General features: G+C 50.4%; 23 protein-coding genes and 1 tRNA gene. 16 read left to right on the top strand and 8 right to left on the bottom strand.

All coding sequences use genetic code 11. The features are described 5' to 3' along the window. Positions 1–9 precede the first annotated feature (9 nt). Both KME12_18995 and KME12_18990 read right to left on the bottom strand, forming a co-directional pair. Positions 10–378, bottom strand: a complete 369-nt coding sequence (locus tag KME12_18995) for a 2Fe-2S iron-sulfur cluster binding domain-containing protein (protein MBW4489874.1) — start codon at positions 376–378, stop codon at positions 10–12. A gap of 145 nt (positions 379–523) precedes the next feature. Beyond that, positions 524–1,213 (bottom strand): hypothetical protein, encoded by a 690-nt coding sequence (locus KME12_18990; protein ID MBW4489873.1) that lies wholly within the window; start codon positions 1,211–1,213, stop codon positions 524–526. 325 nt (positions 1,214–1,538) lie between these two features. Here KME12_18990 and KME12_18985 point away from each other — a divergent pair. Together KME12_18985 and KME12_18980 are read left to right on the top strand one after the other, a co-directional pair. After that, positions 1,539–1,625 (top strand) — tRNA-Ser (locus KME12_18985). 139 nt (positions 1,626–1,764) lie between these two features. Beyond that, positions 1,765–2,403 carry a pentapeptide repeat-containing protein gene (locus KME12_18980; protein ID MBW4489872.1) on the top strand — a complete coding sequence of 213 codons (639 nt, stop codon included), beginning with the start codon at positions 1,765–1,767 and terminating at the stop codon, positions 2,401–2,403. An 84-nt stretch (positions 2,404–2,487) separates the two neighbouring features. Here the strand turns inward: KME12_18980 and KME12_18975 are convergent, their stop codons facing one another. The 5 genes from KME12_18975 to KME12_18955 form a co-directional block, all read right to left on the bottom strand. Then, on the bottom strand, positions 2,488–3,009 hold the full coding sequence (locus KME12_18975; GenBank protein ID MBW4489871.1) for a DUF421 domain-containing protein: 522 nt from the start codon (positions 3,007–3,009) through the stop codon (positions 2,488–2,490). 110 nt (positions 3,010–3,119) lie between these two features. Next, positions 3,120–4,301 carry a RecQ family zinc-binding domain-containing protein gene (locus tag KME12_18970; GenBank protein ID MBW4489870.1) on the bottom strand — a complete coding sequence of 394 codons (1,182 nt, stop codon included), beginning with the start codon at positions 4,299–4,301 and terminating at the stop codon, positions 3,120–3,122. Positions 4,302–4,324: 23 nt separating this feature from the next. Further along, positions 4,325–5,329: an SDR family oxidoreductase gene (locus KME12_18965; protein ID MBW4489869.1), complete on the bottom strand. Its 1,005-nt coding sequence runs from the start codon at positions 5,327–5,329 to the stop codon at positions 4,325–4,327. 200 nt (positions 5,330–5,529) lie between these two features. Further along, the gene (locus KME12_18960) at positions 5,530–6,564 is read right to left on the bottom strand and encodes an SDR family oxidoreductase (protein MBW4489868.1); all 1,035 of its coding nucleotides are present in this window, start codon (positions 6,562–6,564) and stop codon (positions 5,530–5,532) included. 87 nt (positions 6,565–6,651) lie between these two features. Next, positions 6,652–7,026 carry a hypothetical protein gene (locus KME12_18955; GenBank protein MBW4489867.1) on the bottom strand — a complete coding sequence of 125 codons (375 nt, stop codon included), beginning with the start codon at positions 7,024–7,026 and terminating at the stop codon, positions 6,652–6,654. Between the two features lie 504 nt (positions 7,027–7,530). Between KME12_18955 and KME12_18950 the strand changes: the two genes are divergently transcribed. The 13 genes from KME12_18950 (at position 7,531) to KME12_18890 (ending at position 19,749) form a co-directional block, all read left to right on the top strand. Then, on the top strand, positions 7,531–8,331 hold the full coding sequence (locus KME12_18950; protein ID MBW4489866.1) for a methyltransferase domain-containing protein: 801 nt from the start codon (positions 7,531–7,533) through the stop codon (positions 8,329–8,331). A 368-nt stretch (positions 8,332–8,699) separates the two neighbouring features. After that, on the top strand, positions 8,700–8,852 hold the full coding sequence (locus tag KME12_18945; protein ID MBW4489865.1) for a hypothetical protein: 153 nt from the start codon (positions 8,700–8,702) through the stop codon (positions 8,850–8,852). 123 nt (positions 8,853–8,975) lie between these two features. After that, positions 8,976–10,091 (top strand): DJ-1/PfpI/YhbO family deglycase/protease, encoded by a 1,116-nt coding sequence (locus tag KME12_18940; protein ID MBW4489864.1) that lies wholly within the window; start codon positions 8,976–8,978, stop codon positions 10,089–10,091. Between the two features lie 56 nt (positions 10,092–10,147). Then, positions 10,148–10,819 carry a phosphoribosyltransferase gene (locus KME12_18935; protein MBW4489863.1) on the top strand — a complete coding sequence of 224 codons (672 nt, stop codon included), beginning with the start codon at positions 10,148–10,150 and terminating at the stop codon, positions 10,817–10,819. Between the two features lie 41 nt (positions 10,820–10,860). Beyond that, positions 10,861–11,595, top strand: coding sequence for an SRPBCC family protein (locus KME12_18930; protein MBW4489862.1), 735 nt, complete (start codon positions 10,861–10,863; stop codon positions 11,593–11,595). Positions 11,596–11,612: 17 nt separating this feature from the next. Next, the gene (locus KME12_18925) at positions 11,613–12,782 is read left to right on the top strand and encodes a glutathione-dependent formaldehyde dehydrogenase (protein ID MBW4489861.1); all 1,170 of its coding nucleotides are present in this window, start codon (positions 11,613–11,615) and stop codon (positions 12,780–12,782) included. 250 nt (positions 12,783–13,032) lie between these two features. Then, positions 13,033–14,202, top strand: coding sequence for a glutathione-dependent formaldehyde dehydrogenase (locus KME12_18920; protein MBW4489860.1), 1,170 nt, complete (start codon positions 13,033–13,035; stop codon positions 14,200–14,202). Between the two features lie 9 nt (positions 14,203–14,211). Further along, complete coding sequence (locus KME12_18915; GenBank protein MBW4489859.1) at positions 14,212–14,394, top strand: hypothetical protein; 183 nt, start codon at positions 14,212–14,214, stop codon at positions 14,392–14,394. A 24-nt stretch (positions 14,395–14,418) separates the two neighbouring features. Further along, complete coding sequence (locus tag KME12_18910) at positions 14,419–14,760, top strand: cupin domain-containing protein (protein MBW4489858.1); 342 nt, start codon at positions 14,419–14,421, stop codon at positions 14,758–14,760. 459 nt (positions 14,761–15,219) lie between these two features. Continuing rightward, positions 15,220–15,501, top strand: a complete 282-nt coding sequence (locus KME12_18905; GenBank protein ID MBW4489857.1) for a hypothetical protein — start codon at positions 15,220–15,222, stop codon at positions 15,499–15,501. A gap of 302 nt (positions 15,502–15,803) precedes the next feature. Next, a complete protein-coding gene (locus tag KME12_18900) occupies positions 15,804–18,095 on the top strand; it encodes a PAS domain S-box protein (GenBank protein ID MBW4489856.1) in 2,292 nt (763 codons plus the stop codon). 148 nt (positions 18,096–18,243) lie between these two features. Continuing rightward, positions 18,244–18,885 carry a hypothetical protein gene (locus tag KME12_18895; protein ID MBW4489855.1) on the top strand — a complete coding sequence of 214 codons (642 nt, stop codon included), beginning with the start codon at positions 18,244–18,246 and terminating at the stop codon, positions 18,883–18,885. A 12-nt stretch (positions 18,886–18,897) separates the two neighbouring features. Beyond that, the gene (locus KME12_18890) at positions 18,898–19,749 is read left to right on the top strand and encodes a pentapeptide repeat-containing protein (protein ID MBW4489854.1); all 852 of its coding nucleotides are present in this window, start codon (positions 18,898–18,900) and stop codon (positions 19,747–19,749) included. Positions 19,750–19,855: 106 nt separating this feature from the next. Here the strand turns inward: KME12_18890 and KME12_18885 are convergent, their stop codons facing one another. Then, positions 19,856–20,638, bottom strand: a complete 783-nt coding sequence (locus KME12_18885; GenBank protein MBW4489853.1) for an MBL fold metallo-hydrolase — start codon at positions 20,636–20,638, stop codon at positions 19,856–19,858. A 242-nt stretch (positions 20,639–20,880) separates the two neighbouring features. On the opposite strand from KME12_18885, the gene KME12_18880 reads away from it, so the two are divergent. Further along, entirely contained in the window at positions 20,881–21,108 is a 228-nt protein-coding gene (locus KME12_18880; GenBank protein ID MBW4489852.1) for a hypothetical protein, read from the top strand. The last annotated feature ends 245 nt before the right edge of the window (positions 21,109–21,353 follow it).

Here is a 21,353-nt window from a genome sequence, read left to right as displayed (position 1 = left end):
CCAAATCGACTAGTCTTCGTCCAAAGGCAGACCCACTTTGATTTTGCCCTTGCCAAAATAGCGACCAAATTGCAACTCATAGACTTCATCTTCGTCTTGAGTTTCCACCTCTAAATCAGAGCGGGGGTAGCTAACACAGAGCAAGGCATAACCGCGATCGCGCAAATGTGGAGAAAGACCCACTGCTTCTGGTTGGGCGAGTTCCCCAGAGATAACGCGCACCGCACAGCTCGTGCAAGCACCATTCCGACAAGCAAAAGGTAGCTCTACCCCTTGGTTTTCGGCACTGTGCAAGATATAGCGATCTTCAGGCACCTGAACGGTATGGTGAGTACCCTTCTGGCGATTATGGATACGAATAGAGTAAGAACGGGTCATGAATCTCAAAGCGCGCAAGCACTGCAATCAGGGATTTGTCCATCTAAATAGTCCAGAGTTTCCGCAGGACACCCAGTACCAAAACCACGATGGACTATCTACTACTGTGCCAGTTTTTGGCCATCCCTGAGAAAAGTCTAGGAGCTTAGCACTGATAAATCCGTTTTTTTGAATAAAGATTTTTGATATGGGTTTTGACTGTGTTGAGGCTGACTTGCAGAGTTTGGGCAATTTCTTGGTAGCTATACTCCTGTTTTAACAACAGCCAGATCTCAGCTTCTCGCTTGGTCAGTTCCAGTTGTGTCTGCACCAGTTGTAGTTCTTCTTCTAGAATGGCTTGGCGATCTTGCAACACGAGCAAAATTCCTGGTTCCAGGTTGGTAGCAGCGGTGGAGTCAGCAGAGTTAGCCATACCTTTAAGCCAACGGGCCGAAACTTGCAGTCTCATCCTCGGCTCAATCTGGTAGTCTGCCAAAACCACTTGGCCCTCCGGGCAATTGCGTTGCAAGAAAAGGCGGCAAAAAGTTTCTAGTTCTTCTGGCAATGCTGAGCGGGTCGAAGAAAACCAACGGCAGAGTTCTACCGCTCGCTGATTCCAATAAATGACCTGGAGGGTCGGGGAAACGACTATAAACCCCTGTCCTAAGGAATTCAACAGAGCATTGAGTAAGGCTAAATCCAGCCTTGCTACCTGCTGTTCTATGCTGCTGTCAGGGTTGCTGTCAGGCGATCGCCCTAGTTGTGCCTCTACAGGTGAGGCAAAGAGTGGAAATGTACCGCTCATCTGAGCTTTTGAGTCCAAAGCTTTTCCTCCAAGCCGAAATAGGGGTTGCATTCAACTCCTAGAGAAGACATAGAGCATAGTCAGGAATAATTGATTGCAGATGGAAGGGAGCGGTGTTGCTAACGCCAGCAGGCCCATTGTCGTTAGGAACAGCGGATTTATAAGACCCTACTAGCTTCTAGGTGGGTGATATAAGTTACGTTAGCGGATGCAGATTTTGGTTTGTAGTGGCAAAAGTCAGATAAAAGTCAGATCTAGGTCAGTAAAATTGCAGGTCAAAATTTTATTTGAAAATTACTCGCCAAAACCTAGCCGCTTCTGGTAGTATCTGCTAAGATAAAAATCCTGTGCTGAAATAAGCAGTGCAGACCCCCCAGGAGAGATGGCCGAGTGGTTGAAGGCGCAGCACTGGAAATGCTGTTTAGGGGCAACTTTAACGAGGGTTCGAATCCCTCTCTCTCCGTTCCCCAAAGATATTTTGCGAATATTAGGCTAAGGCGATCGCCCCGCTTGTCGTATCTGGTATATCAATGTGATTACTTACACCTCGAAGGGTTGGGCTATGATTCGCATAGCTTCCTAGGGATAAAGTGTGAGCAAGCATGAATGTGAATGAGCTGCTAAAGCGCTATACAGCGGGTGAGAAGGATTTTGGTGGCATAGAATTACCAAAAGCACCGCTACAGGCAGCCATTCTGAGAGGGATTAGTCTCAAAGGAGCTGATTTAGTAGGGGCAAATCTTAGTGGAGCTGATCTCAGGGGTGCTGACCTGAGTGGAGCTAACCTAACGAGCGCTAACTTGATGGGGGCTAACCTGAGTCAAGCCCGCTTGTTAGACACAATTCTCAGAGGTGCCAATTTGAGTCGAGCTGATTTAGTCAAAGCCGATCTTAGCCGAGCCAATTTGGTCGGGGCGAACCTAGTAGCAGCCAACTTAGTTCAAGCCAATCTCAATCGAGCCAGTTTAGGCGAAGCTGACCTACACGGAGCGAATCTGTATCAAGCTAATTTGCGACGGGCTCACTTATATGAAGCAGATCTGATTGGAGCCACATTGCGCGGTGTGGATTTGAGCAGTGCTGATCTACTAGGTGCCAGTTTGATCCGGGCCGATTTGACAGATGCTATTTTAACCGCAGCCGATTTGAGTAATACTCAATGGACAGGCATCAATCTGACAGGGGCGAAGTTGCATGGAGCTACCTTGCCAGAAGGAATGCTGGCTTTAGTGCAGGTATAGTCACGCTTTGGTGCAGGTATAGTCACTGGGTTGCAGCCTCACATCACCCTTATCCCTCAACCTATGGGGTTATTATCTAAGGCTTCAAAGTTTAATAACCACAGCTTGAGGCTTCTCTTTGATGATACTGATACTGCCATCCGCTTCCATATAGGCTGCCTTGACCTCTGCAATTGTCTCAACTCCTTGTTGGCGAAGTTGACTCATGAGTTCGTCTTCAGTAATCATTTCTCGCCGCATGTTGCGCCGCAGTAAATCACCTTGCTGGATTAAGAGTAACGGTGGGGGATTAAGGAATTGCTGCACGGCTGGAAAGCGAAAGCCTAGCCAGTTAAGGGCGTAGCTCCAAAAAATCACCGTACCGATCAGAAAAGCTCCTTCGGTGATTGAGGTGTAATCTCGCGCCATCGCGTTCTGGGCGGCCTCAGCAAACAACACGACCACCAACAAATCCGTGATCGCAAGGCTACCTAACTGGCGGCTGGGGAGCGATCGCAGAATCCCAAACAACACCAAATAAACGAGTGAACCTCGAATAAAAAGCTCAACCAAAGAGAGGCTAGGGATAAAAAGTTCTCGCCAATTAATACTAAATAACGAACTCATCAAGTTTCGCGCCTACCTGCGGTTTTGCTTCAATCTCATTCAGAAAGTTCAAGATAATGGTTAACTGTGTTTTCATCCCGCCTTTTTGGTGGCTTATAGCTTCCCAGTGATTAGTTTCCTAGGGTGAAATCTGCGACAGATGTATCTACCCGCTTGAGCAACCCGCGCAGTAGCACCATGCGGACGCCTAACGTCTTGTACCCAACGGTTTCAAACAGCACGGTGATTTTGTCGTCTTCGTAGCGCATCACTGTGCCTTCACCCCAACTTTTATGCACGACTCGACTAGTGATCGCGAAAGGCTGATGACCTGTTTCAGACTCATTCGGGATTCCAGATTTGCAGTTGTCACAGAAGCCACAAGGTTCGGAGAGATCTTCACCAAAATAGTTGAGGACAAAACGGCGGCGACAGTCGCGGACTTCGGCATAGCCTCGCATCATCTCGATCCGCGATCGCACATATTGTTGGCGATGTTCTTGCAGGCGCACCGCTGCCTCTACTGCCTCTTCTAAATCAGGTGCTGATTCGTTGGGCACAATTTCCCCGGTAGGCAAAGTTTCCACTGGGTTATAGAACAAAACCGCTTGAGCAGATTCGGCATCGCGTCCAGCTCGACCGATCTCCTGATAGTAGGAATCGATCGAGTCGCTGATGTCGTAATGGAAAACGAAGCGCACGTTTGGTTTGTCTACACCCATCCCAAAGGCGGTCGTCGCCACAATGACTTCTGCTTCGTCATCCATAAAAGCGTGATAAGCGGCTTCGCGAACTTGGGGAGATTTTCCGGCGTGATAGACCACGGCTTTCACTTTTTGCTTCTCTAGTGCTGCCGCAACCTCTTCGGCTCGTTTACGAGTTGCCACATAAACAATGCCTGGTTTTTCAGCTTTCACCACGCGATCGAGCAGGGCTTCTTGCTTCTCGCCAGTGTCTTCGTAGCGCTCTACTGCTAACCGAATGTTGGGGTGATCGAACCCTTGCACTACAACCTTGGCCTTCTGCATCCCTAAGCGATCGACAATTTCTTCGCGCACAGGTGGGGCAGCGATAGCAGTCAAAGCCAAAACCAAGGGATGCCCCAGAGCTTCGATGACCATACCAGGGATGAGCGAACCTGCCAGTTGGTAGATCGCAGATTTCCCAGACCCAGTTGGCATCACCGCTAAGGTGTCGTGTCCTGCTAAGAGTGCGGCGATCGCGTCAGCTTGTCCAGGGCGGAGTTGTTCATAGCCAAGTTGCGCTTGCGCTATTTGCTGAATTTGCTGTTTGGTTTTGCGCTGTTTTGCCATCGTTGTTCCTCCGCCCCCGTCAATTAAACTTCGTTGCCCCAACCCAAGAGCGCGGCTGCTCCTAAAGCGGCTGTGGCGGCGATCGCGCTCCAAGTGACGGTGGGGTGGGTATCGAGCCAAGTGGTCAGGCTCGGCTGAGTTGAGAACTCTCCGTTCACTTGGTCGTAGCCCGAAATCGGCTCATATAGGTTGTCAGGAGCATCTTCAGATTTGGGCTTGTCCGTCCGCTGAGCCTCAAAACCACTCTGGCGCATGTAGGCATCAACCAGATGAGGGGAAATCCGCTGGAGTAGGGCGATCGCTTTGCCAGCATCTCCCACCACAATGTCCCGTGTGGGATGTTCTGCTACATAGAGAATGACTTTGGCGACATCGCTAGGCGCATAAAGCGGTGGAGCACCCATCGGCTTCACACCCAACTTGGTACGAGCTTTATCAAAGAACGGGGTGTTGATGGAGGCAGGCTGAACTTCTGTGACACTCACAGGCACTTTGTCGTGCATCAACTCCACCCGCAGCGATTCGAGAAAGCCGTTGATGCCATGTTTAGAAGAAGCGTAGGCACTTTGCAGCGGTAAGGCTCGGATCGCTTCGACTGAAGAGACATGAATCAAGGCCCCGCGTCCTTCCCGCTTCAAGTGTGGCAAAGCTACCATCGCGCCAAACACTTGCCCCATCAAGTTGACATCAATGATTTGCTTGAACTCTTCTGGGGTGGTTTGCTCAAAGGAGGCGTAGAGTTCTACGGCTGCGAGATGTACCCAGGTATCCAAGCGGCCATATTGCTGAATTGCTTTGTCGGCGATCGCCTGGACTTGCCGGAACTCCCTCACATCTGCCGCGATCGCGGTGGCATCTCCTCCCGCTTGCCGAATTTCCTCCACTAAGGAATCTAATCCTGCTTGGTTCCGGGCGGAAACAATGACTTTGGCTCCTTCACGAGCAAATTGCAGCGCCGTTTCTCGGCCAATGCCACTAGAAGCGCCGACGATCGCAACTACTTGTTGGTTGATCGGCTTAAGTTGCATGATTTAGAACTCCTTGAGTGGGTTTTGCTAACTGGGCTTAAAGATGAAGAGATAGAAATTTCTGGTGGTTAACCTGGGTTGACCTCTCCCCAACCCCTCTCCTACAGGAGAGGGGCTAAAAACAAGAGGGGCTATGAACAGGAGCTACAGCTCTTGCTTCCCTTCCCTCTAAGGGAAGGGGCTGGGGGTTAGGTTCTTAATTAAGGCTGCTGGGAGTTGTTGAGCATCCCTGCTGTTAGCAAAGCCAGTGCTCCGACTGCCACAGTGCCTGCCACCGCACTCCAGGCAAAAGGCGATCGCATGGCTAACCAGTCCGAAACGCTGGGAATGACTAAGTTGCCAAAGTCGCCATCTACGCGATCGAGCCCCTGATCGGCGGAGATAGGAGCAAAAACGTTATTTGGAGAAGCTTCTGACTCTGGTTCATTAGTGTGCTGCCCTGGAATCCCCACGACCGTCAAAATTGCGTCAATGAGAGGAGGAGAGATCCGCTGCACTACATCTAACATTCGACCCACATCTCCTACGATAAAGTCGCGGGTAGGATGCTCTACCACATACAGAATCGCATCTACGACCAAGCGCGGATCATAGTAAGGTGGAATCCCTGTGGGCTTTACACCCAGCTTGGTTTTCACCTTGTTGTAGTACGGCGTATTAATCACAGAAGGCAGAATACTGGTGACGCTGATCGGTATGCCTTCATGTTGCAGTTCTACCCGCAGAGACTCCAACATCCCTTGCAGCGCATGTTTGGCCGCACAGTATGGGCTTTGCAGTGGTAGACTCCGCCGACCTTCCATTGAAGAGATATGAATCAAGGCACCCCGACCTTCTCGCCTTAAGTAAGGTAAAGCTGCCTTTGCCCCATAAAACTGCCCCATTAGGTTGACATCAATCACCCGCTGAAATTCTTCTGGGGTAATCTGCTCAAAGCGAGCCAGCACACCCGTAGCAGCGGCATGCACCCAGGTATCAAGGCGACCATAGCGTTCTACTGCTTTGTCAGCGATCGCCTGGACTTGCTGCATATCGGCGACATCTGCGACCACCGCGATCGCCTCACCTCCCGCTCGTTGGATCTGCTCTACCAAAGAATCCAGCCCAGGCTGGCTCCGAGCTGCTACGACTACCTTGGCTCCCCGTTGAGCAAATTGGAGAGCTGCTTCCCGACCGATGCCACTAGAAGCACCGACGATCGCCACGACCTGCTGATTAATTGGCTTCAGTTGCATCACCGCTATATCCTTATTGCTGCAAATCCCTGAGGGACTATCCTTTGCAAATCCCTGAGGGGCTATCCTTTGCAAATCCCTGAGGGATTATTCTTCTTGATGTCGATTTTGGTAGTCCTCGGCGGAGGCAGGATCTAAGTCCCAACGATGCTCATCGCGCTGAGCAAATTTATCGTTGCCGTAGAAATCTTCGCGATCGCGCATTTCTGTGCCCATCGCTGCGCCCAAGTCATCCACAATATCTTGGTCGGGGGTCGCAACCGTACCGCCCACCATTTCTTCGCCTTCCATGTGCATAGTCCAGGCTGCGTCTACGTCCCCACCGCTCAGTTCTGGGCTGGTGGCGTTGTAGTCCTGTCTACGGGTTTGCATGGTGCGTCCGCCCGTTGTCCAGCCTGGTTGGTCTTTCACCCCAGTCCCATAGGATTCTGTAAATTCTTGAGGTACGTCATCATCTGCGATCTGCTCTGGTGCCTCTGCTTCGTCGCTAAATAATGCAGGATTAGTATCGGTGTATTCATTGGTCTCTGGTGCGTCCACATGTTGGCTCGCGTTCAGTCCTGGTTCGGGATTGACCCCAGATGAGGTTTGGTTAGCCATTGCCCTGCCTCTCTGTCTTAACAGTTTTATAAATTTGCAGTTCTATAGTTGCCAAGTTAACGAAGATACAGCTAACCTCACTCCACAAATAGGCAGAAACGTAGAGGCCCTGATTGGCTCATATGAGGGACTGTAATTGTTCTGACTGTTTAGTCCTCTGTAATTAGATAGACAAGAGGGTGAGGGGTGAGAGGTAAGGGGTAAGAAGAAAGGAGCCAGAAGGGTGGGGAAGCGATCGCAATTTTCCATCAGCTTAACCCGTCGCTTCGAGAGTAAAGAAAAGAGCTAGATTTTGACTCATAACTCCTGTATTCCTTACGCTTAAAGCTTCTAGGCATCCCAAAATCAACTCTAGTTCCAAAGCCCATGAATCAATACAAGCAACAGGTAATCGATTTCTTTAATCGGAGAGCTGCCTATGACAAAGAAGGTTCTCGGCACCCTCAAGAGGCAAATCAGCTATTAAACTTCGTGCCATTACAAAAGCGGCAAAGTGTGCTTGATATTGCTACAGGTACAGGATTAATAGCAATTGCTGCGGCACAAAAAGTTGGGGTAGAGGGTTATGTGCTAGGAGTTGATTTTTCTCCTGGAATGCTGGCGCAGGCTAGGCAGAAGGTTGAAGTTTTGGAATTAGAAAATGTTGAGTTCATGGAAGCAGATGCAGAATCTATAGAATTTGCCCCTGAAAGCTTTGACGTGATTTTCTGTTGCTCTGCGATCAGCTATTTGCCTGATATTCCTACAACCTTACAGAAGTGGCACAGTTTTCTCAAGTCAGGAGGATTTGTGGCGTTCACCTGTCCGGCGGACACTGCTTACCTAGCTTCAGTTCAAGCCAAAGTCTATCAGGAGCTATTCAATCTTGCCTTCCCTCACATTAACGAACCATTGAATACACCTGAGAAGTGTCATCGTCTGTTGCTGCAAGCGGGCTTTAGAGAGATCGAGGTTGTTAGAGAGGCGTCCGGATGTTATTTGAGCTTGAATGACCCCAGATTAAGCTGGAGCGACGGTTTTTATCCACGAGGTAATCCTTTATCTGTGTTATCTACTCAACAACTGGAACAACTTCGGAGGAAATATCGAGCTGAAATTGCGCAGTTGGCAACAGATGCAGGAGTATGGCAAGACATGACGGCCTTTTTTGTGAAGGCTCGCAAGTGAGGGCGATCGCACCAGTTTTAGCATTGATGATTTGATAGCTCAAAACTCCGCCTAGCTAGAAAAGCTGAGCGCGACTCATTTCAGCGAGTTTGAGGCTAGATTCTACAAAATTGATCCAAGTAGCAGTTACCGGGGAAGTTAGGATTGCTCACATTTCGTAGCTTTGAGATCTACCTGTAGGGCGAGGAGAGGTTGTTGCTAGCGGACTACGCTGAAGCGTGCTCATAAGCGCACGTGGGTCTAAACCGACGTGTCAAAACCCAGGAGGATCAACATGTCTCATCACGGCGACCATACGACTGGTACCAGCGACGAGCAGTACGACCTAGTGAGCGTGCTCTACCATGCCTTAGAAGGCGCTGCCACCTGTGAAGTCTATAATCCAGGACGCGGAAGAAGCAGGAGACAGTGAGCTAACTCAGTTCTTCCAAGAGTTGCAGGAAGAAGAGAGCAGACGGGCAGAACGGGCAAAAGCATTGCTGGCGAAGCGACTCAACCCACAAACCGCAGCGACCCGCTAGGATTTTTTGGCCCAACCGTAGCTTTAGATTCAGTCTGCATTCAATCTACTCAGGCTTCTAAGCGCCTCTCTCCCCCGTTCCAACCCCACAGAACCCCAGCAGTTAGTTATACGGAATTTAGTTATGGTATCCAACTACTCCCAGAACGGTACACCCGCCTCCTCTAGACGGGTTGCTATTCTGATTGAAAACGGCGTTGAAGATTCAGAGTTTCAAGTTCCTTATACCGCTCTTAAGAAAGCTGGGGCCGAAGTTGTGGTTCTCGGTTCCCGCATGAATGAGCAGTACAAAGGGAAGCAGGGCAAAGTGTCGCAGGAGCCTGATGGTACCACTACAGAAGCCCGTGTCGCTGACTTTGACGCGGTGATCATTCCAGGTGGCATGGCTCCGGACAAAATGCGAACCAACATGAAAACGGTGCGCTTCGTGCAAGACGCGATCGCCCAAAACAAGTTGGTTGCCGCCGTTTGCCACGGCCCTCAAGTATTGATCGAGGGAGACTTACTCCAAGGGCGCACTGCTACAGGTTTCCGAGCCATTCGTAAAGATATGCAGAATGCGGGAGCCAACTATGTAGATGAGCCACTTGTTGTAGATGGCAATCTACTCACCTCGCGTCGTCCGGGTGACTTGCCCATGTTTACGGCTGCGATCTTGACTCGTCTGGGCTTGAGCATTCCCGACACGACTCTGCCGGATGTTAGCGATCGCGATGCAGGTTGGTGGAAGTTGGGCGAAGAGTGGGGCGGCTCCAGTAAGCAGGAGATTGTTAGTGCTATTAATACAGCGATCGCCGGAGAGCGTTACGGTTTGGAAGCTTTTCAGCAATATGCCGAGAAGACAGATGACGGTGAGTTGCGGTCTGTTTTTCAGCATGTCTGCACGGCCAAGAAACAACATATCCAGAAGTTAGAAGGAAGGTTGCGGCTGTTCGGAGAGCAAGAATCTCTGCAAGCGTTTGCCAGCGGCACTCTCGCCACTCTCAAAGGTTGGTTGCAGACCCGCAGTGATGATGTTTCGATTTTGCGGCGAGCCTTGGGCGATTTGCAAACCGGAGTTGTAGACACCTATGCGCTGCGGAATAAGCTGACAGACCCCACCACTACCCTGATTTTCGATCACATGGAGATCGACATTGCCAAGCATGAGCAGCAAGTCGCCGATCTTTACCATGCTCGCATCAGCGCTGGACCAGTTAGCCCCCCTCAGCCTACCTCCGGTGCCGCAGTCAGCGGTTGAGGTGACAGGATAATTGCAGTTCGCTAGCGCTCCAGGCTGGTTAGGAGGATTGAACCATGAAGCGATTTCAAAACCGAACCGAAGCAGGTCAAGCACTCGCAGCTTTGCTCACCCAATATGGCGAGCGCGATGATGTGCTGGTTTTAGGCTTGCCTCGCGGTGGGGTTCCGGTTGCCTTTGAAATTGCTACTGCCCTCCACGCTCCCCTAGATATTTTCCTCGTCCGGAAACTAGGAGTTCCTAGTCACGAAGAACTAGCAATGGGGGCGATCGCTTCCGGTGATGTGCGGGTGCTGAATCAAGATGTGGTGGAGATGCAGCAGATCTCGGATACCACGCTGGAACAGGTAACGCAGAGCGAGAAACAAGAATTAGAACGGCGAGAACATCTATATCGTGGCGATCGCCCTGCTCTCCCGATTCAAGAACAGACGGTGATTCTGGTTGATGATGGCTTGGCCACAGGAGCCACCATGCGAGCGGCAGTCATGGCGGTGCGGCAACAACAACCCCAAGAAATTGTGGTGGCGGTTCCGGTGGGAGCGCGGCAAGCATACGAGCAGATCAGCCCCCAAGTAGACGCCATCATCTGTGCTGTGATGCCAGAGCGCTTTAACTCGGTCGGAGCCTGGTACGAGGAGTTCCCGCAAACTAGCGATCGCGAAGTCTGTGAGTTGCTGCAACGCGCACAAGATAGTTCTTTTCTTTCCGCTCGGCTAGGCGTTTAGTAAATCAACTCAAATTTGAAACTCTAAAAAAGGAAAAACAAATGGAACAAAGTAGTAATCAGCCGATCATGTCTAACCAGTCTAGTAACAGCGAGGCCAGTGATGCTGAGCGTTGGGCCTCGCTCCTTGGAGGAGGTGCCTTAGTTTTAGCAGGTTTACAGCAACGCTCTCTCCGGGGCGTTTTGACCGCAGTTGCAGGCGGGGGCTTGCTTTATCAAGGCATGACCAAGCAAAGCACTGTGCAACAGGCTCAAGGAGTGCTTCAGCAGGCTCAAGATGCCGTGGGTCTTAACAAGGGCATCAAAGTCGAAAAAACTGTGACGATTAACAAGCCTGCCGAAGAGTTATACCGTTTTTGGCGCAACTTAGAGAACCTGCCCCGGTTCATGAAACATCTCAAGTCTGTCACCGCCTACAACAATACGCGATCGCATTGGATTGCCAGCGCTCCTTTGGGCAACAGTGTTGAGTGGGATGCCGACATCATTCAAGAAGAAGAAAACCGCTTCATTGCCTGGGCTTCTGCTGAGAACGCCGATGTTGATAACTCTGGCTTTGTGCGCTTCCAACCTGCTACAGGTAATCGTGGCACTGAAGTCAAAGTCGTGATGGAATACAACATTCCCGGTGGTGCCGTCTCCGCCGCGATCGCCAAGCTATTGGGCGAAGAACCCGAACAGCAAATTGGCGATGAGCTACGCCGCTTCAAGATGCTGATGGAAGCTGGCGAAATTGCCACCACCGAAGGGCAAACATCCTGTCGCGAGTCCCACTAGGCAGGAGTAATCATTCGATGAGAGCAGTTTGCTGGCATGGGGCGAATGATGTGCGCGTAGACACCGTTCCCGACCCTAAAATTCTCAATCCGCGAGACGCAATTATCAAGGTGACAGCAGCGGCCATCTGTGGCTCCGATCTCCACATTTATGACGGCTACATCCCCACCATGCAGCCCGGTGACATTATTGGTCACGAATTTATGGGCGAAGTGGTCGAGGTGGGCAGCGAAGTGCGGAAATTGCAACGAGGCGATCGCGTCGTCGTTTCCTCGATCATTGGTTGCGGTCAATGCTCTTACTGCAACCTGCAACAGTGGTCTCTGTGCGACAACTCCAACCCCAAAGGCTGGCTACAAGAACAAGTCACAGGTTACTCCACCGCTGGAATTTTTGGCTACTCCCATGCCTTCGGAGGCTACGCTGGAGCCCACGCCGAATATATCCGCGTCCCCTTTGCCGACCACGGCGCGATTAAAGTTCCAGAAGGCATCCCCGACGAGAAATTACTCTTTCTCTCCGACGCTTTCCCCACCGGATACATGGGCGCAGAAATGTGCGACATCCAACCCGGAGATACCGTCGCGGTTTGGGGGGCAGGTGCCGTGGGTTTATTCGCCATGCACAGTGCCTATATGCTGGGTGCGGAACGAGTGATCGCGATCGATCGCTTCCCCGAACGCCTCCGAATGGCACGGGAATGGGTCAAAGCCGAAGTGATCAACTACGAAGAAGTAGACGCAGGCGAAGCTCTCAAAGAAATGACCGGAGGACGCGGCCCCGATAGCTGCATTGATGCGGTGGGACTAGAAGCACATGGCATGGGTGTAGAAGGCTTCTACGACAAAGCCAAGCAAGCCGTTCGCCTAGAAACCGATCGCCCCAACGTCCTACGGCAAATGATGGTCGCCTGTCGCAAAGGCGGCACTCTCTCGATCATGGGAGTCTATTCTGGCTTCGTAGACAAAATGCCCTTCGGCGCAGCCTTCAACAAAGGCTTGACCTTCAAAATGGGGCAAATGCACGGCCAGCGCTACATCCCCATGTTGCTAGAACACGTCCTCAACGGCGGCATCGATCCCTCTGCCGTCCTCACTCACACCCTACCCCTAGAAGAAGCCAAACGCGGCTTCGAAATGTTCAAAAACAAACAAGATAACTGCATGCGAGTCATGTTTAAACCGTGACCTAACCCCCTAGCCCCATCTGGCCCCCTCAATCCCCCAATCCTGGGGGAAGTTAAGAGCGTAATTCCCATGTCTGGAGCTAGAAAGTGTAAATAGGGGGTGTAACTTCATCCAAGAGTTACCTCTGGAGGGAGTCTGGGGGACGCAGCCGTCCCTCAGCGGGGGTTTGGGAGCGAGTGCCCCCAAGGGTTCGGTTCTTTTCAGTGTTTATATCAAAACCTAATTTGAAAGCATAAAGGAGCAAGACTAAATGAAAGCACTTTGCTGGCATGGAGCCAACGACGTTCGGATCGGCAACGTCCCCGATCCCACCATTCTCAATCCCCGTGATGCCATCATCAAAATCACCTCCACCGCCATTTGTGGCTCAGACCTCCATATCCTCGACGGCTACATTCCCACTATGAAAGAGGGAGACATCCTCGGTCATGAGTTTATGGGAGAAGTCGTAGAACTCGGTAGTGCCGTCAATAACGTCAAAATTGGCGATCGCGTCGTTGTCCCCTTCACCATCTCCTGCGGCAACTGCTTCTTCTGCCAGCGAGATTTGTGGTCCTTATGCGACAACTCCAACCCCAACGGCTGGATTGCTGAAGCGGCAATGGGGCACTCTCCCTCTGGGCTGTTTGGCTACTCCCACATGTTTGGTGGTTATGCAGGTGGTCAAGCAGAATATGCTCGTGTTCCCTTTGCTGATGTGGGTCTGTTCAAGGTGCCTGATGGACTCAGTGATGATCAAGTCTTGTTCCTGACGGATATTTTTCCTACAGGCTACATGGCCGCAGAAAACTGCAATATCGAGCCAGGAGATACTGTAGCAGTTTGGGGTTGTGGCCCTGTGGGTCAGTTTGCCATCAAGAGTGCTTTCATGCTAGGAGCTGAGCGGGTAATCGCGATCGATCGCATACCCGAACGCTTACAGATGGCGAAAGAGCAATGTGGAGCTGAAATCATCAACTACGAAGAAATTGATGCCGGAGAAGCCGTCAAAGAGATGACGGGCGGGCGCGGCCCTGATAGCTGCATTGATGCGGTAGGGATGGAAGCACATGGCACAGGCCCAATGGCCATGTATGACCAAGTCAAGCAAGCGGTACGGCTAGAAACCGATCGCCCCACTGCCCTACGTCAAGTCATTCTCTCTTGTCGAAAAGGGGGGCATGTTTCCCTCGCAGGCGTGTATGGTGGCTTCCTAGATAAAGTGCCTTTTGGGGCTGCTTTCAACAAAGGCTTGACCTTTAAAATGGGGCAAACCCATATGCACCGTTACATTAAACCCTTGATGGACGCTGTACAGCAAGGCAAGATTGACCCCTCCTTTGTCATTACCCATAAACTACCTCTAGACCAAGCCCCCCACGGCTACGAGATCTTTAGAGATAAAAAAGAGAACTGCATCAAAGTTGTCCTCAAGCCGTAGGTCGTAGTCATGGAGATTGATCCTGCTCCTCAACTTGAAAAGACAGCTTTAATCAACCAGTTGCTCTCGGAGCTGTATAACTTGGTTGAAATTCTAGAAGCTGAGCATATCAAGCCTGACCCTTTTCAGCCTCACTCGCCTAGTCAGGCGGATGGGCTAGAGCTTGCCCCATTGCGATCGCCAATTGTTTAACTTGTCGTTATTGAGCGAAAAATCATGAGTGATACCACAGTCATTAAAGTTCAATCCGCCCAATCTCCTCATGGTGAGTTGGGGCAGAAGTACCTGGCTGGAGGGGTGACCCTTGCCATGCGGATGTGGGAAAACGAGCAACCGGGTGAATCTAAGCCTGAAACTCGTCGTGAATACGAAACCGTAGGCTATGTAATCCAAGGTCGCGCTGAATTACACATAGAAGGTCAAATGGTGCTTCTGGAAACCGGAGATTCTTGGGTCGTGCCGAAGGGAGCCTCTCACACCTACAAGGTTTTGGAGCCATTTACAGCAGTCGAGGCCACCTCTCCTCCCGCTTTTGCCCACGGACGTGACGAGCAATAACCAATTCTCTTAAAAGGGCGATCGCAGAATTCTCTTACGGATTTCGCGATCGCCCTTTTTTTATATTCTGCGATCGCGTTATTTTGCATCTGTTTTAGCAAGCGATCGCTAATTTCGATCTCAGCATTAACCTGAGATTTTTGCTCTGAGCGCTCAAAATAAGCTTAAAATTTGGCGCTTTTGGATGTGAGCATGACCACAGAAAAACACTCGGTTAAATGGCTGAACTTACTCCGCTAAATGACCTAGCTCAAACTAGCTACCCTTTGATAGTGTTGAATTTTGGCCGATTAAGGGAAGTAAGAGTATATCGCGATGCTACTATTGCCTTTCTTGCAAAATCCTTCGTTATTTATCACAATATAAAAATTTCAATATTTTTTCTTTAAGTAGGCGAGAATACATTTCTTTGATAAAGTATTAAGTAAGAATTAAGAGTGTTCCTTTGGCTGAGGTTTTATGTTGCCCTTGGTGCTCTCTCATGAATTGGTTCATCCCTTTAAATTTTTGTATGACCATGAGATTCGCGAAGGCATGTGTTCTGGCAAAGAGCTGTACTACCTCTGGGAAAAATTTCCGGTCGGTAGCAGACAAAAAGCTTTTGCCTTTGCAATGGATTTAGCCGAGCAGGGTAGCCAAGTGTGTATCACTTGTATGAGATCTGAGTATAAAATCTGGGTCAGTCTGAGAACCCTGCCTTCAGGCTTTGCTGCAGCTCAACCGATGCTAGTTGCTGCTTGAATCATGGGTTCTGATTGCTGCTTGTCTAGTCGCCCCGAATCAACTTTTAATCAACTCTGCATTGATTGCGATAGATTTTGTGGCTCCTCGATCGCGCCTCAGGGATACCTAAAAAAATTTTGTGGCCCGTTCTCCGCGCTTCCGGCCAACAGGCGATCGCCTCTGTAAGATTGACCTACACGAGATGCTCGGACTGAATCGAGCCCTAGCTTTGAGAGCTGTATCAGTTCTGCTAAGCGTGGAAGTCTCGTTGGGAAATCTAATTTCAATCTTGTCACCTCATGCAAAGGAGCCGCTGCGGCATGGTATCCCAGGAAGAACTGAAGCTAACAGTTCAATCCCAGCAATCACAAGCCAGTGACCCTAGTGAAGCCTGGTTTCGTAAGCTGGCGGACAATTTGCCGGGAATGATTTATCAGTTCCGATTGGCTCCTGATGGGTCGTTTAGCTTTCCGTTTGTGAGCTTGGGTTGTCGTGAACTCTTTGATTTGGCACCCCATGAAATCCGAGAAGATGGCTCGCGGCTGATCGCGCTGATTTATTCAGAAGATCTTCCTGGCTTTAGCCAATCAGTCGCTGATTCAGCCCAAACTCTAAAACCCTGGCACTGGGAAGGGCGCTTTTGCTTGCCGTCAGGTCAACTCAAGTGGATTGAGGCTGCCTCTCGTCCAGAACTTCAATCCAACGGTGATATTGTTTGGGACGGCATGTTAATGGATGTGACTCGCCGCAGGCAGGCAGAAGAGGCACAAAAACAGGCCAGAGCTGAACTCCAAGCACAACAAGCGTTATCCCAGCTGATCCTGGAATCGATGAGCGACGGCGTGATTGTGGCGGATGAGGCAGGTAAATTTTTGGTCTTCAATCCAGCCGCAGCCAAAATCTTTGGCAATGGAGCGGTAGAGATTGGCCAAGAAGGTTGGTCGGAGCACTATGGGCTGTTTCTTCCAGATACAGTGACACCGTTTCCGATGGAAGCCCTACCCCTCGTCCGAACGCTCCAAGGTGAGCAACCGCAGAATGTCGAAATGTTTACTCGCCATGCTCAGGCTCCAGCAGGGCTTTGGTTGCTGATTAGCGGCAAACCGCTAAAAGACGCCGCAGGTAACTTAAAGGGGGGAATGATTGTCTGTCGGGATGTCAGCGAAGCGAAGCGCGACGAAGTCGTTCGCAAGGCAGCAGAGGCCCAACTCCAAGACTATGCAGAACGGCAAGCGATGCTGAATCGATTAGTCACTCAGATCCGCCAGTCTCTGGATCTAGACATCGTGATTGAAACCACGCTTCAGGCCGTTTGTAACTTATTAGAAGCTGATCACTGCACCTTTTGTTGGTTTAGTCCTGAGGCAGAAACGCCCATTTGGGAAGTTGTCCAGGAAGCCAAGCGGGAGAGCGATCCCAGCTTTTTGGGGCTTTACCCGGTCGATGTCGTCGGTTCGGTCAGCCAGTTGCTGCTGCAACAAGCAGTGATCCAAATTGATGATGTTGAGCAATTTGGCGATCCTATCTACCGTTCGCTGTTGCAAAGCTTAGGGGTCAAATCTGAAGTTCTGCTGCCGATTCGAACCAGTTCAGCGCGCATGGGTTGCCTGACCTGTAATCACCTTACTCAAGCGCATAGCTGGACAGCCAGTGAGATAGAACTGCTTCAAGCTGTCACAGATCAACTGGCGATCGCCCTTAACCAAGCAGAACTCTATCAGCAAAGCCAAGCCAAAGCTCAAGAACTGGCCCAGATTTTACAAGAACTCCAGCGCACCCAGTCCCAAATGCTCCAGAGCGAAAAGATGTCTAGCCTGGGCCAACTTGTGGCGGGGGTCGCCCATGAAATCAATAATCCGGTGAACTTCATCTATGGCAACCTCACTCATGCTGAGGGCTACACCCAAGATCTGTTAGGGCTATTACATCTGTATCAGAAGTATTACCCCACACCCTACCCAGAAATTCGAGACGAGGCTGTGACGATTGATCTAGCGTTTCTACAAGCAGACTTGCCCAAGCTCCTCACGTCTATGCGGGTAGGGGCTGATCGAATTCAAAAAATTGTCACCTCACTTCGCACCTTTTCGCGTATGGATGAGGCCGAGATGAAAGAGGTGGATATTCATGAAGGTATTGACAGCACCTTGATGATTTTGCAAAACCGTCTCAAGGCCAGATCCGATCGCCCCGAAATTCGCGTGATTAAGCAGTACAGCGGCTTGATGCGGATAGAATGCTACGCCGGACAATTGAATCAAGTATTTATGAATATCTTGGCGAATGCGATCGATGTTTTAGAAGAAAGTTCTGCCAAGCACAACCCCTCTAAAGCGCTTACCATTACCATTCGTACAGAATGGGTGGGTTCTAAATGGGTGAAAATTGCGATCGCAGATAATGGGCCAGGTATTCCAGAACAGGTGCAAAAACGGCTCTTTGATCCCTTTTTTACGACCAAACCGATGGGCAAGGGCATTGGCATGGGGATGTCGATCAGCCATCAAATTATTACGGAGAAGCACAGTGGTACCTTAATATGCTGCTCATCTCCGGGTGAGGGAACCGAGTTTGTGATCCAAATTCCTCGTACTCAGTCAGCCTTGAAGTGATTTTTAAGGGATTGAACCGCAGCCCTTTCTATCGGCGATCGCGGCTCTTTTGCCCAAGTCATACCTGCGGCACCATAGCAGGATGGCACATTAGCTGCGATACTTTTACCCGTACACTGAGCGAATTGATCCGCACTGAGCTTTAGCCTTGGGTATAGAACTACGCAGCTACGTTTATCTAGACAATATTCAACCGCAGCATGCGGCATTTTTGGGAACCGTGGTGCCTGGGTTCTTGCCTCTTCCAGGGGACACTTCGTTATGGGTAGAAATTTCTCCCGGCATTGAAATCAACCGGATTACAGACGTTGCCCTCAAAGCCACTTCGGTTCGTCCTGGCTTGCAAATCGTTGAGCGTCTGTATGGCTTGCTAGAAGTGCATTCCCGGAACCAGGGAGATACCCGTACCGCTGGGATCGCCATTCTGGAAGCCCTAGGCGTGAAAGAGCGCGATCGCCTGAAGCCACGGGTCGTTTCTAGCCAGATTATCCGCAATATTGACGCTCACCAAACTCAGTTAATCAACCGCTTTCGGCGAGGCAATCTGATTTTGGCAGGCCAAACCCTTTATGTCTTAGAAGTCGAACCTGCCGGGTATGCGGCGCTCGCTGCCAATGAAGCAGAAAAGGCAGCAGGAATTAAATTGCTAGAGGTGCAAGCCTTTGGTAGCTTTGGACGGCTGTATTTAGGGGGAGATGAGCAAGACATTCTCGCTGGCTCCAGTGCTGCTCTGGGAGCTATTGAAAGTGTGACTGGACGCGAAAACCCGACTGATCGAGGCAAGGAATAAAGGAAGCACTCAATGGCAAATCCAGAACATTTGGCCCTATTGAAAATGGGTGCTGTGCGATGGCTGGAGTGGAGAACCCACAACGGTGCTGTAGACCCGGATTTGAGCGAAGCAGATCTGAGCGGCATCAACCTCCGAGGCGCAGATTTGCGAGGAGCTAATCTGAAGCGGGTAGACCTCAGCTACACAAAATTGATTGCCGCTAACCTCAGCCATGCGATTCTCAACAATGCCAACCTGCAAGCTGCTGACTTGGTGGAAGTGTATCTGTGTAATGCCGAGTTGGTTGATGCCAGCCTGATGCAGGCAGACTTGCGTGATGCCAACCTCAGCGGGGCTAACCTGATTGGCACGGATTTGCGGGGCACCAATTTTAATCGAGCTGACCTGAGCCAAGCCAACCTCATTGGTACTGATCTACGAGAAGCCAACCTCCGAGGTGCAGACCTGAGTGAAGCGCGTTTGAGCCGAGCCAACTTGAGCGAAGCCAACCTGATGGGAGCTAATCTAAGCCAAGCAGATCTCAGCAACGCCACTCTCTACAACGCTGAACTTATGACTGCTCACCTTTACCAAGCCAACCTTGCCAAGGCCAACTTAATCCAGGCGCATCTGGGTCGGGTGTACGCTTCTAGAGCCAATCTGAGCGAAGCGGATTTATCTAAAGCTAATTGCACTTGGGCCAATCTCAGCAAGGCCAATCTCCAGGGAGCCAATCTCAGTTATACGAACCTGCGAGGCACCAACTTGAGTGGAGCCAATCTGCAAGGAGCTAATTTGCTAGGAGCTGAACTGGGCTGGGTTAACCTATACAAAGCCAATCTGCAAGGAGCCACTCTCCCTGATGGTTCTACCCACCGTTAGGATTGCTTAGGGGCGAAGCATTCGGTAGAGGCTTTTGGGATAATTACCAAAGCTCTTGACCGAATGCTTCGCCCCTACCTATTACCGAATGCTTCGTCTCTACCGCTCATGATTTGGCGATCGCCCTTGGTTGGAGTTTTAGCTCTATGCGATCGCCGGGTTTTGGTTCTAATAGTTGGGTTGGCAGGTTCTTGGCACTCAGTTGAGTCCGTAATGCAGCCGCGCTACCCATGCTTTGGATGACTGCCATCAGCACTCCTTCAAAGGTGACATCGCCCCCGGCTGCAGTGGGTAGCATCACTTGAGGTTTCACCGCTTCTGCTAACTCTAAAGCACTGTTTTTCCCTTGAATAATTGGCCCCAACACAGGCACTTTCATGTCAATGACTGGGGTGATCACCACATCCACAGATTCCATTTCCTTCAGGATGGGGGCATGGTAACCATGAGGCTCGTAATAAAGGGTGAGTTCAGAAGCAAGTTCTTTGAGGAAATAGGCATTCTCAGTCAGAAAAGGGCCAATCGGTGATCCGGGCAGCGCTTGAATACTAACCTGATTGTCTAGATTAAAGCTTTCCCCATGCGCCAGCGTCGTTACTTGGTGGTAACCCAACTCGCGCACAACTTTGGCAGCGTTGGGAGAAGCGACGACCGGAATGCTGCGATCGAGTTGTTTAAGGGTAGGCGGATGGGTGTGGTCTTCTAAACCTTGGGATAGCAAAATCAGGTCGATGCGATCAGGAATGGGACGCTCTTGAGGACGGGTGCCTTTAAACAGCCAGTTAATATTGCCAAACACCAACGGCCCTACCAACCAAGGATCGAGCAGAATACGTTTGCCACCGATCTCTATCAGCCAAGAGTTGCTATCTAGCCAGGTCAGATACATGTTCTACTTGCTTCTTGCTTCTTGCCTTTATTCTACGCAGTTGTTGTTTGCTAACAAACTAGCGATCGCCCTTCCAGCCCCATTGTCTCTAAGCTAGCGAACAGCAAGCCTGTATGTATTCAAAGGCACTAAAAGCTTTAAAGCTATCTGCCCAATCGGGAAGATGGGGGTGCTAGAAATCTGTGTCATCTTTGGGTGGCATAGGTGCCCCTGGCTTCTATGAGTCGATTTAGTTCATAAGTATGAATTACAGAACCTTTGAAGAAGTGATGGCAGAGCGCGTCAGAACTCTGGATGATATTCGAGCCACAATCGAGCACATCCATTGCCTGGTCGATATCATCGCTGAACAAATTAAGTTAGAGCACCAGTGGACGAGTTCTGGTTCTAGTTCTGATGCTGAGGTTACTTCAGATAGACAAGCTAATAGACGCTTTGATCAGCGGCTAGGCTATGTGCCTAGCCGCTGATCAAATTTTTTTCTAGCATATCTATCGTGTTGCTTCATTGCATTGTTAATCTGCGATCGCCCAACGCAGATAAGGCTGGCCCTTCACCACGTTTTGATAGGTGATTTCGCTCAAAGGTCTACTAGTCAGTCAATTATTAGTTGACGGGTAAAGTCGATGCAGTTTTATCCTGGCATCTGCGGTCGTAAATCGCCAATCAATCCAGGTCTTCTCTTGATTGCGCTCCTCTTGCCAAGCTTCTACTT

Source organism: Trichocoleus desertorum ATA4-8-CV12, from assembly GCA_019358975.1.
GTDB classification, from domain to species: Bacteria; Cyanobacteriota; Cyanobacteriia; order FACHB-46; family FACHB-46; genus Trichocoleus; species Trichocoleus desertorum_A.
This window is presented reverse-complemented; position numbering and strand designations above follow the sequence as displayed.

Coding starts and splice junctions, on each gene's coding strand:
- KME12_18965 (MBW4489869.1), bottom strand. CDS start 5,329: ATGCAACTTAAGCCGATCAACCAACAAGTAGTTGCGATCGTCGGCGCT.
- KME12_18905 (MBW4489857.1), top strand. CDS start 15,220: ATGTTGCCCTTGGTGCTCTCTCATGAATTGGTTCATCCCTTTAAATTT.
- KME12_18915 (MBW4489859.1), top strand. CDS start 14,212: ATGGAGATTGATCCTGCTCCTCAACTTGAAAAGACAGCTTTAATCAAC.
- KME12_18920 (MBW4489860.1), top strand. CDS start 13,033: ATGAAAGCACTTTGCTGGCATGGAGCCAACGACGTTCGGATCGGCAAC.
- KME12_18975 (MBW4489871.1), bottom strand. CDS start 3,009: ATGAGTTCGTTATTTAGTATTAATTGGCGAGAACTTTTTATCCCTAGC.
- KME12_18980 (MBW4489872.1), top strand. CDS start 1,765: ATGAATGTGAATGAGCTGCTAAAGCGCTATACAGCGGGTGAGAAGGAT.
- KME12_18925 (MBW4489861.1), top strand. CDS start 11,613: ATGAGAGCAGTTTGCTGGCATGGGGCGAATGATGTGCGCGTAGACACC.
- KME12_18910 (MBW4489858.1), top strand. CDS start 14,419: ATGAGTGATACCACAGTCATTAAAGTTCAATCCGCCCAATCTCCTCAT.
- KME12_18930 (MBW4489862.1), top strand. CDS start 10,861: ATGGAACAAAGTAGTAATCAGCCGATCATGTCTAACCAGTCTAGTAAC.
- KME12_18885 (MBW4489853.1), bottom strand. CDS start 20,638: ATGTATCTGACCTGGCTAGATAGCAACTCTTGGCTGATAGAGATCGGT.
- KME12_18970 (MBW4489870.1), bottom strand. CDS start 4,301: ATGGCAAAACAGCGCAAAACCAAACAGCAAATTCAGCAAATAGCGCAA.
- KME12_18940 (MBW4489864.1), top strand. CDS start 8,976: ATGGTATCCAACTACTCCCAGAACGGTACACCCGCCTCCTCTAGACGG.
- KME12_18880 (MBW4489852.1), top strand. CDS start 20,881: ATGAATTACAGAACCTTTGAAGAAGTGATGGCAGAGCGCGTCAGAACT.
- KME12_18950 (MBW4489866.1), top strand. CDS start 7,531: ATGAATCAATACAAGCAACAGGTAATCGATTTCTTTAATCGGAGAGCT.
- KME12_18995 (MBW4489874.1), bottom strand. CDS start 378: ATGACCCGTTCTTACTCTATTCGTATCCATAATCGCCAGAAGGGTACT.
- KME12_18890 (MBW4489854.1), top strand. CDS start 18,898: ATGGCAAATCCAGAACATTTGGCCCTATTGAAAATGGGTGCTGTGCGA.
- KME12_18935 (MBW4489863.1), top strand. CDS start 10,148: ATGAAGCGATTTCAAAACCGAACCGAAGCAGGTCAAGCACTCGCAGCT.
- KME12_18990 (MBW4489873.1), bottom strand. CDS start 1,213: ATGCAACCCCTATTTCGGCTTGGAGGAAAAGCTTTGGACTCAAAAGCT.
- KME12_18900 (MBW4489856.1), top strand. CDS start 15,804: ATGGTATCCCAGGAAGAACTGAAGCTAACAGTTCAATCCCAGCAATCA.
- KME12_18960 (MBW4489868.1), bottom strand. CDS start 6,564: ATGCAACTGAAGCCAATTAATCAGCAGGTCGTGGCGATCGTCGGTGCT.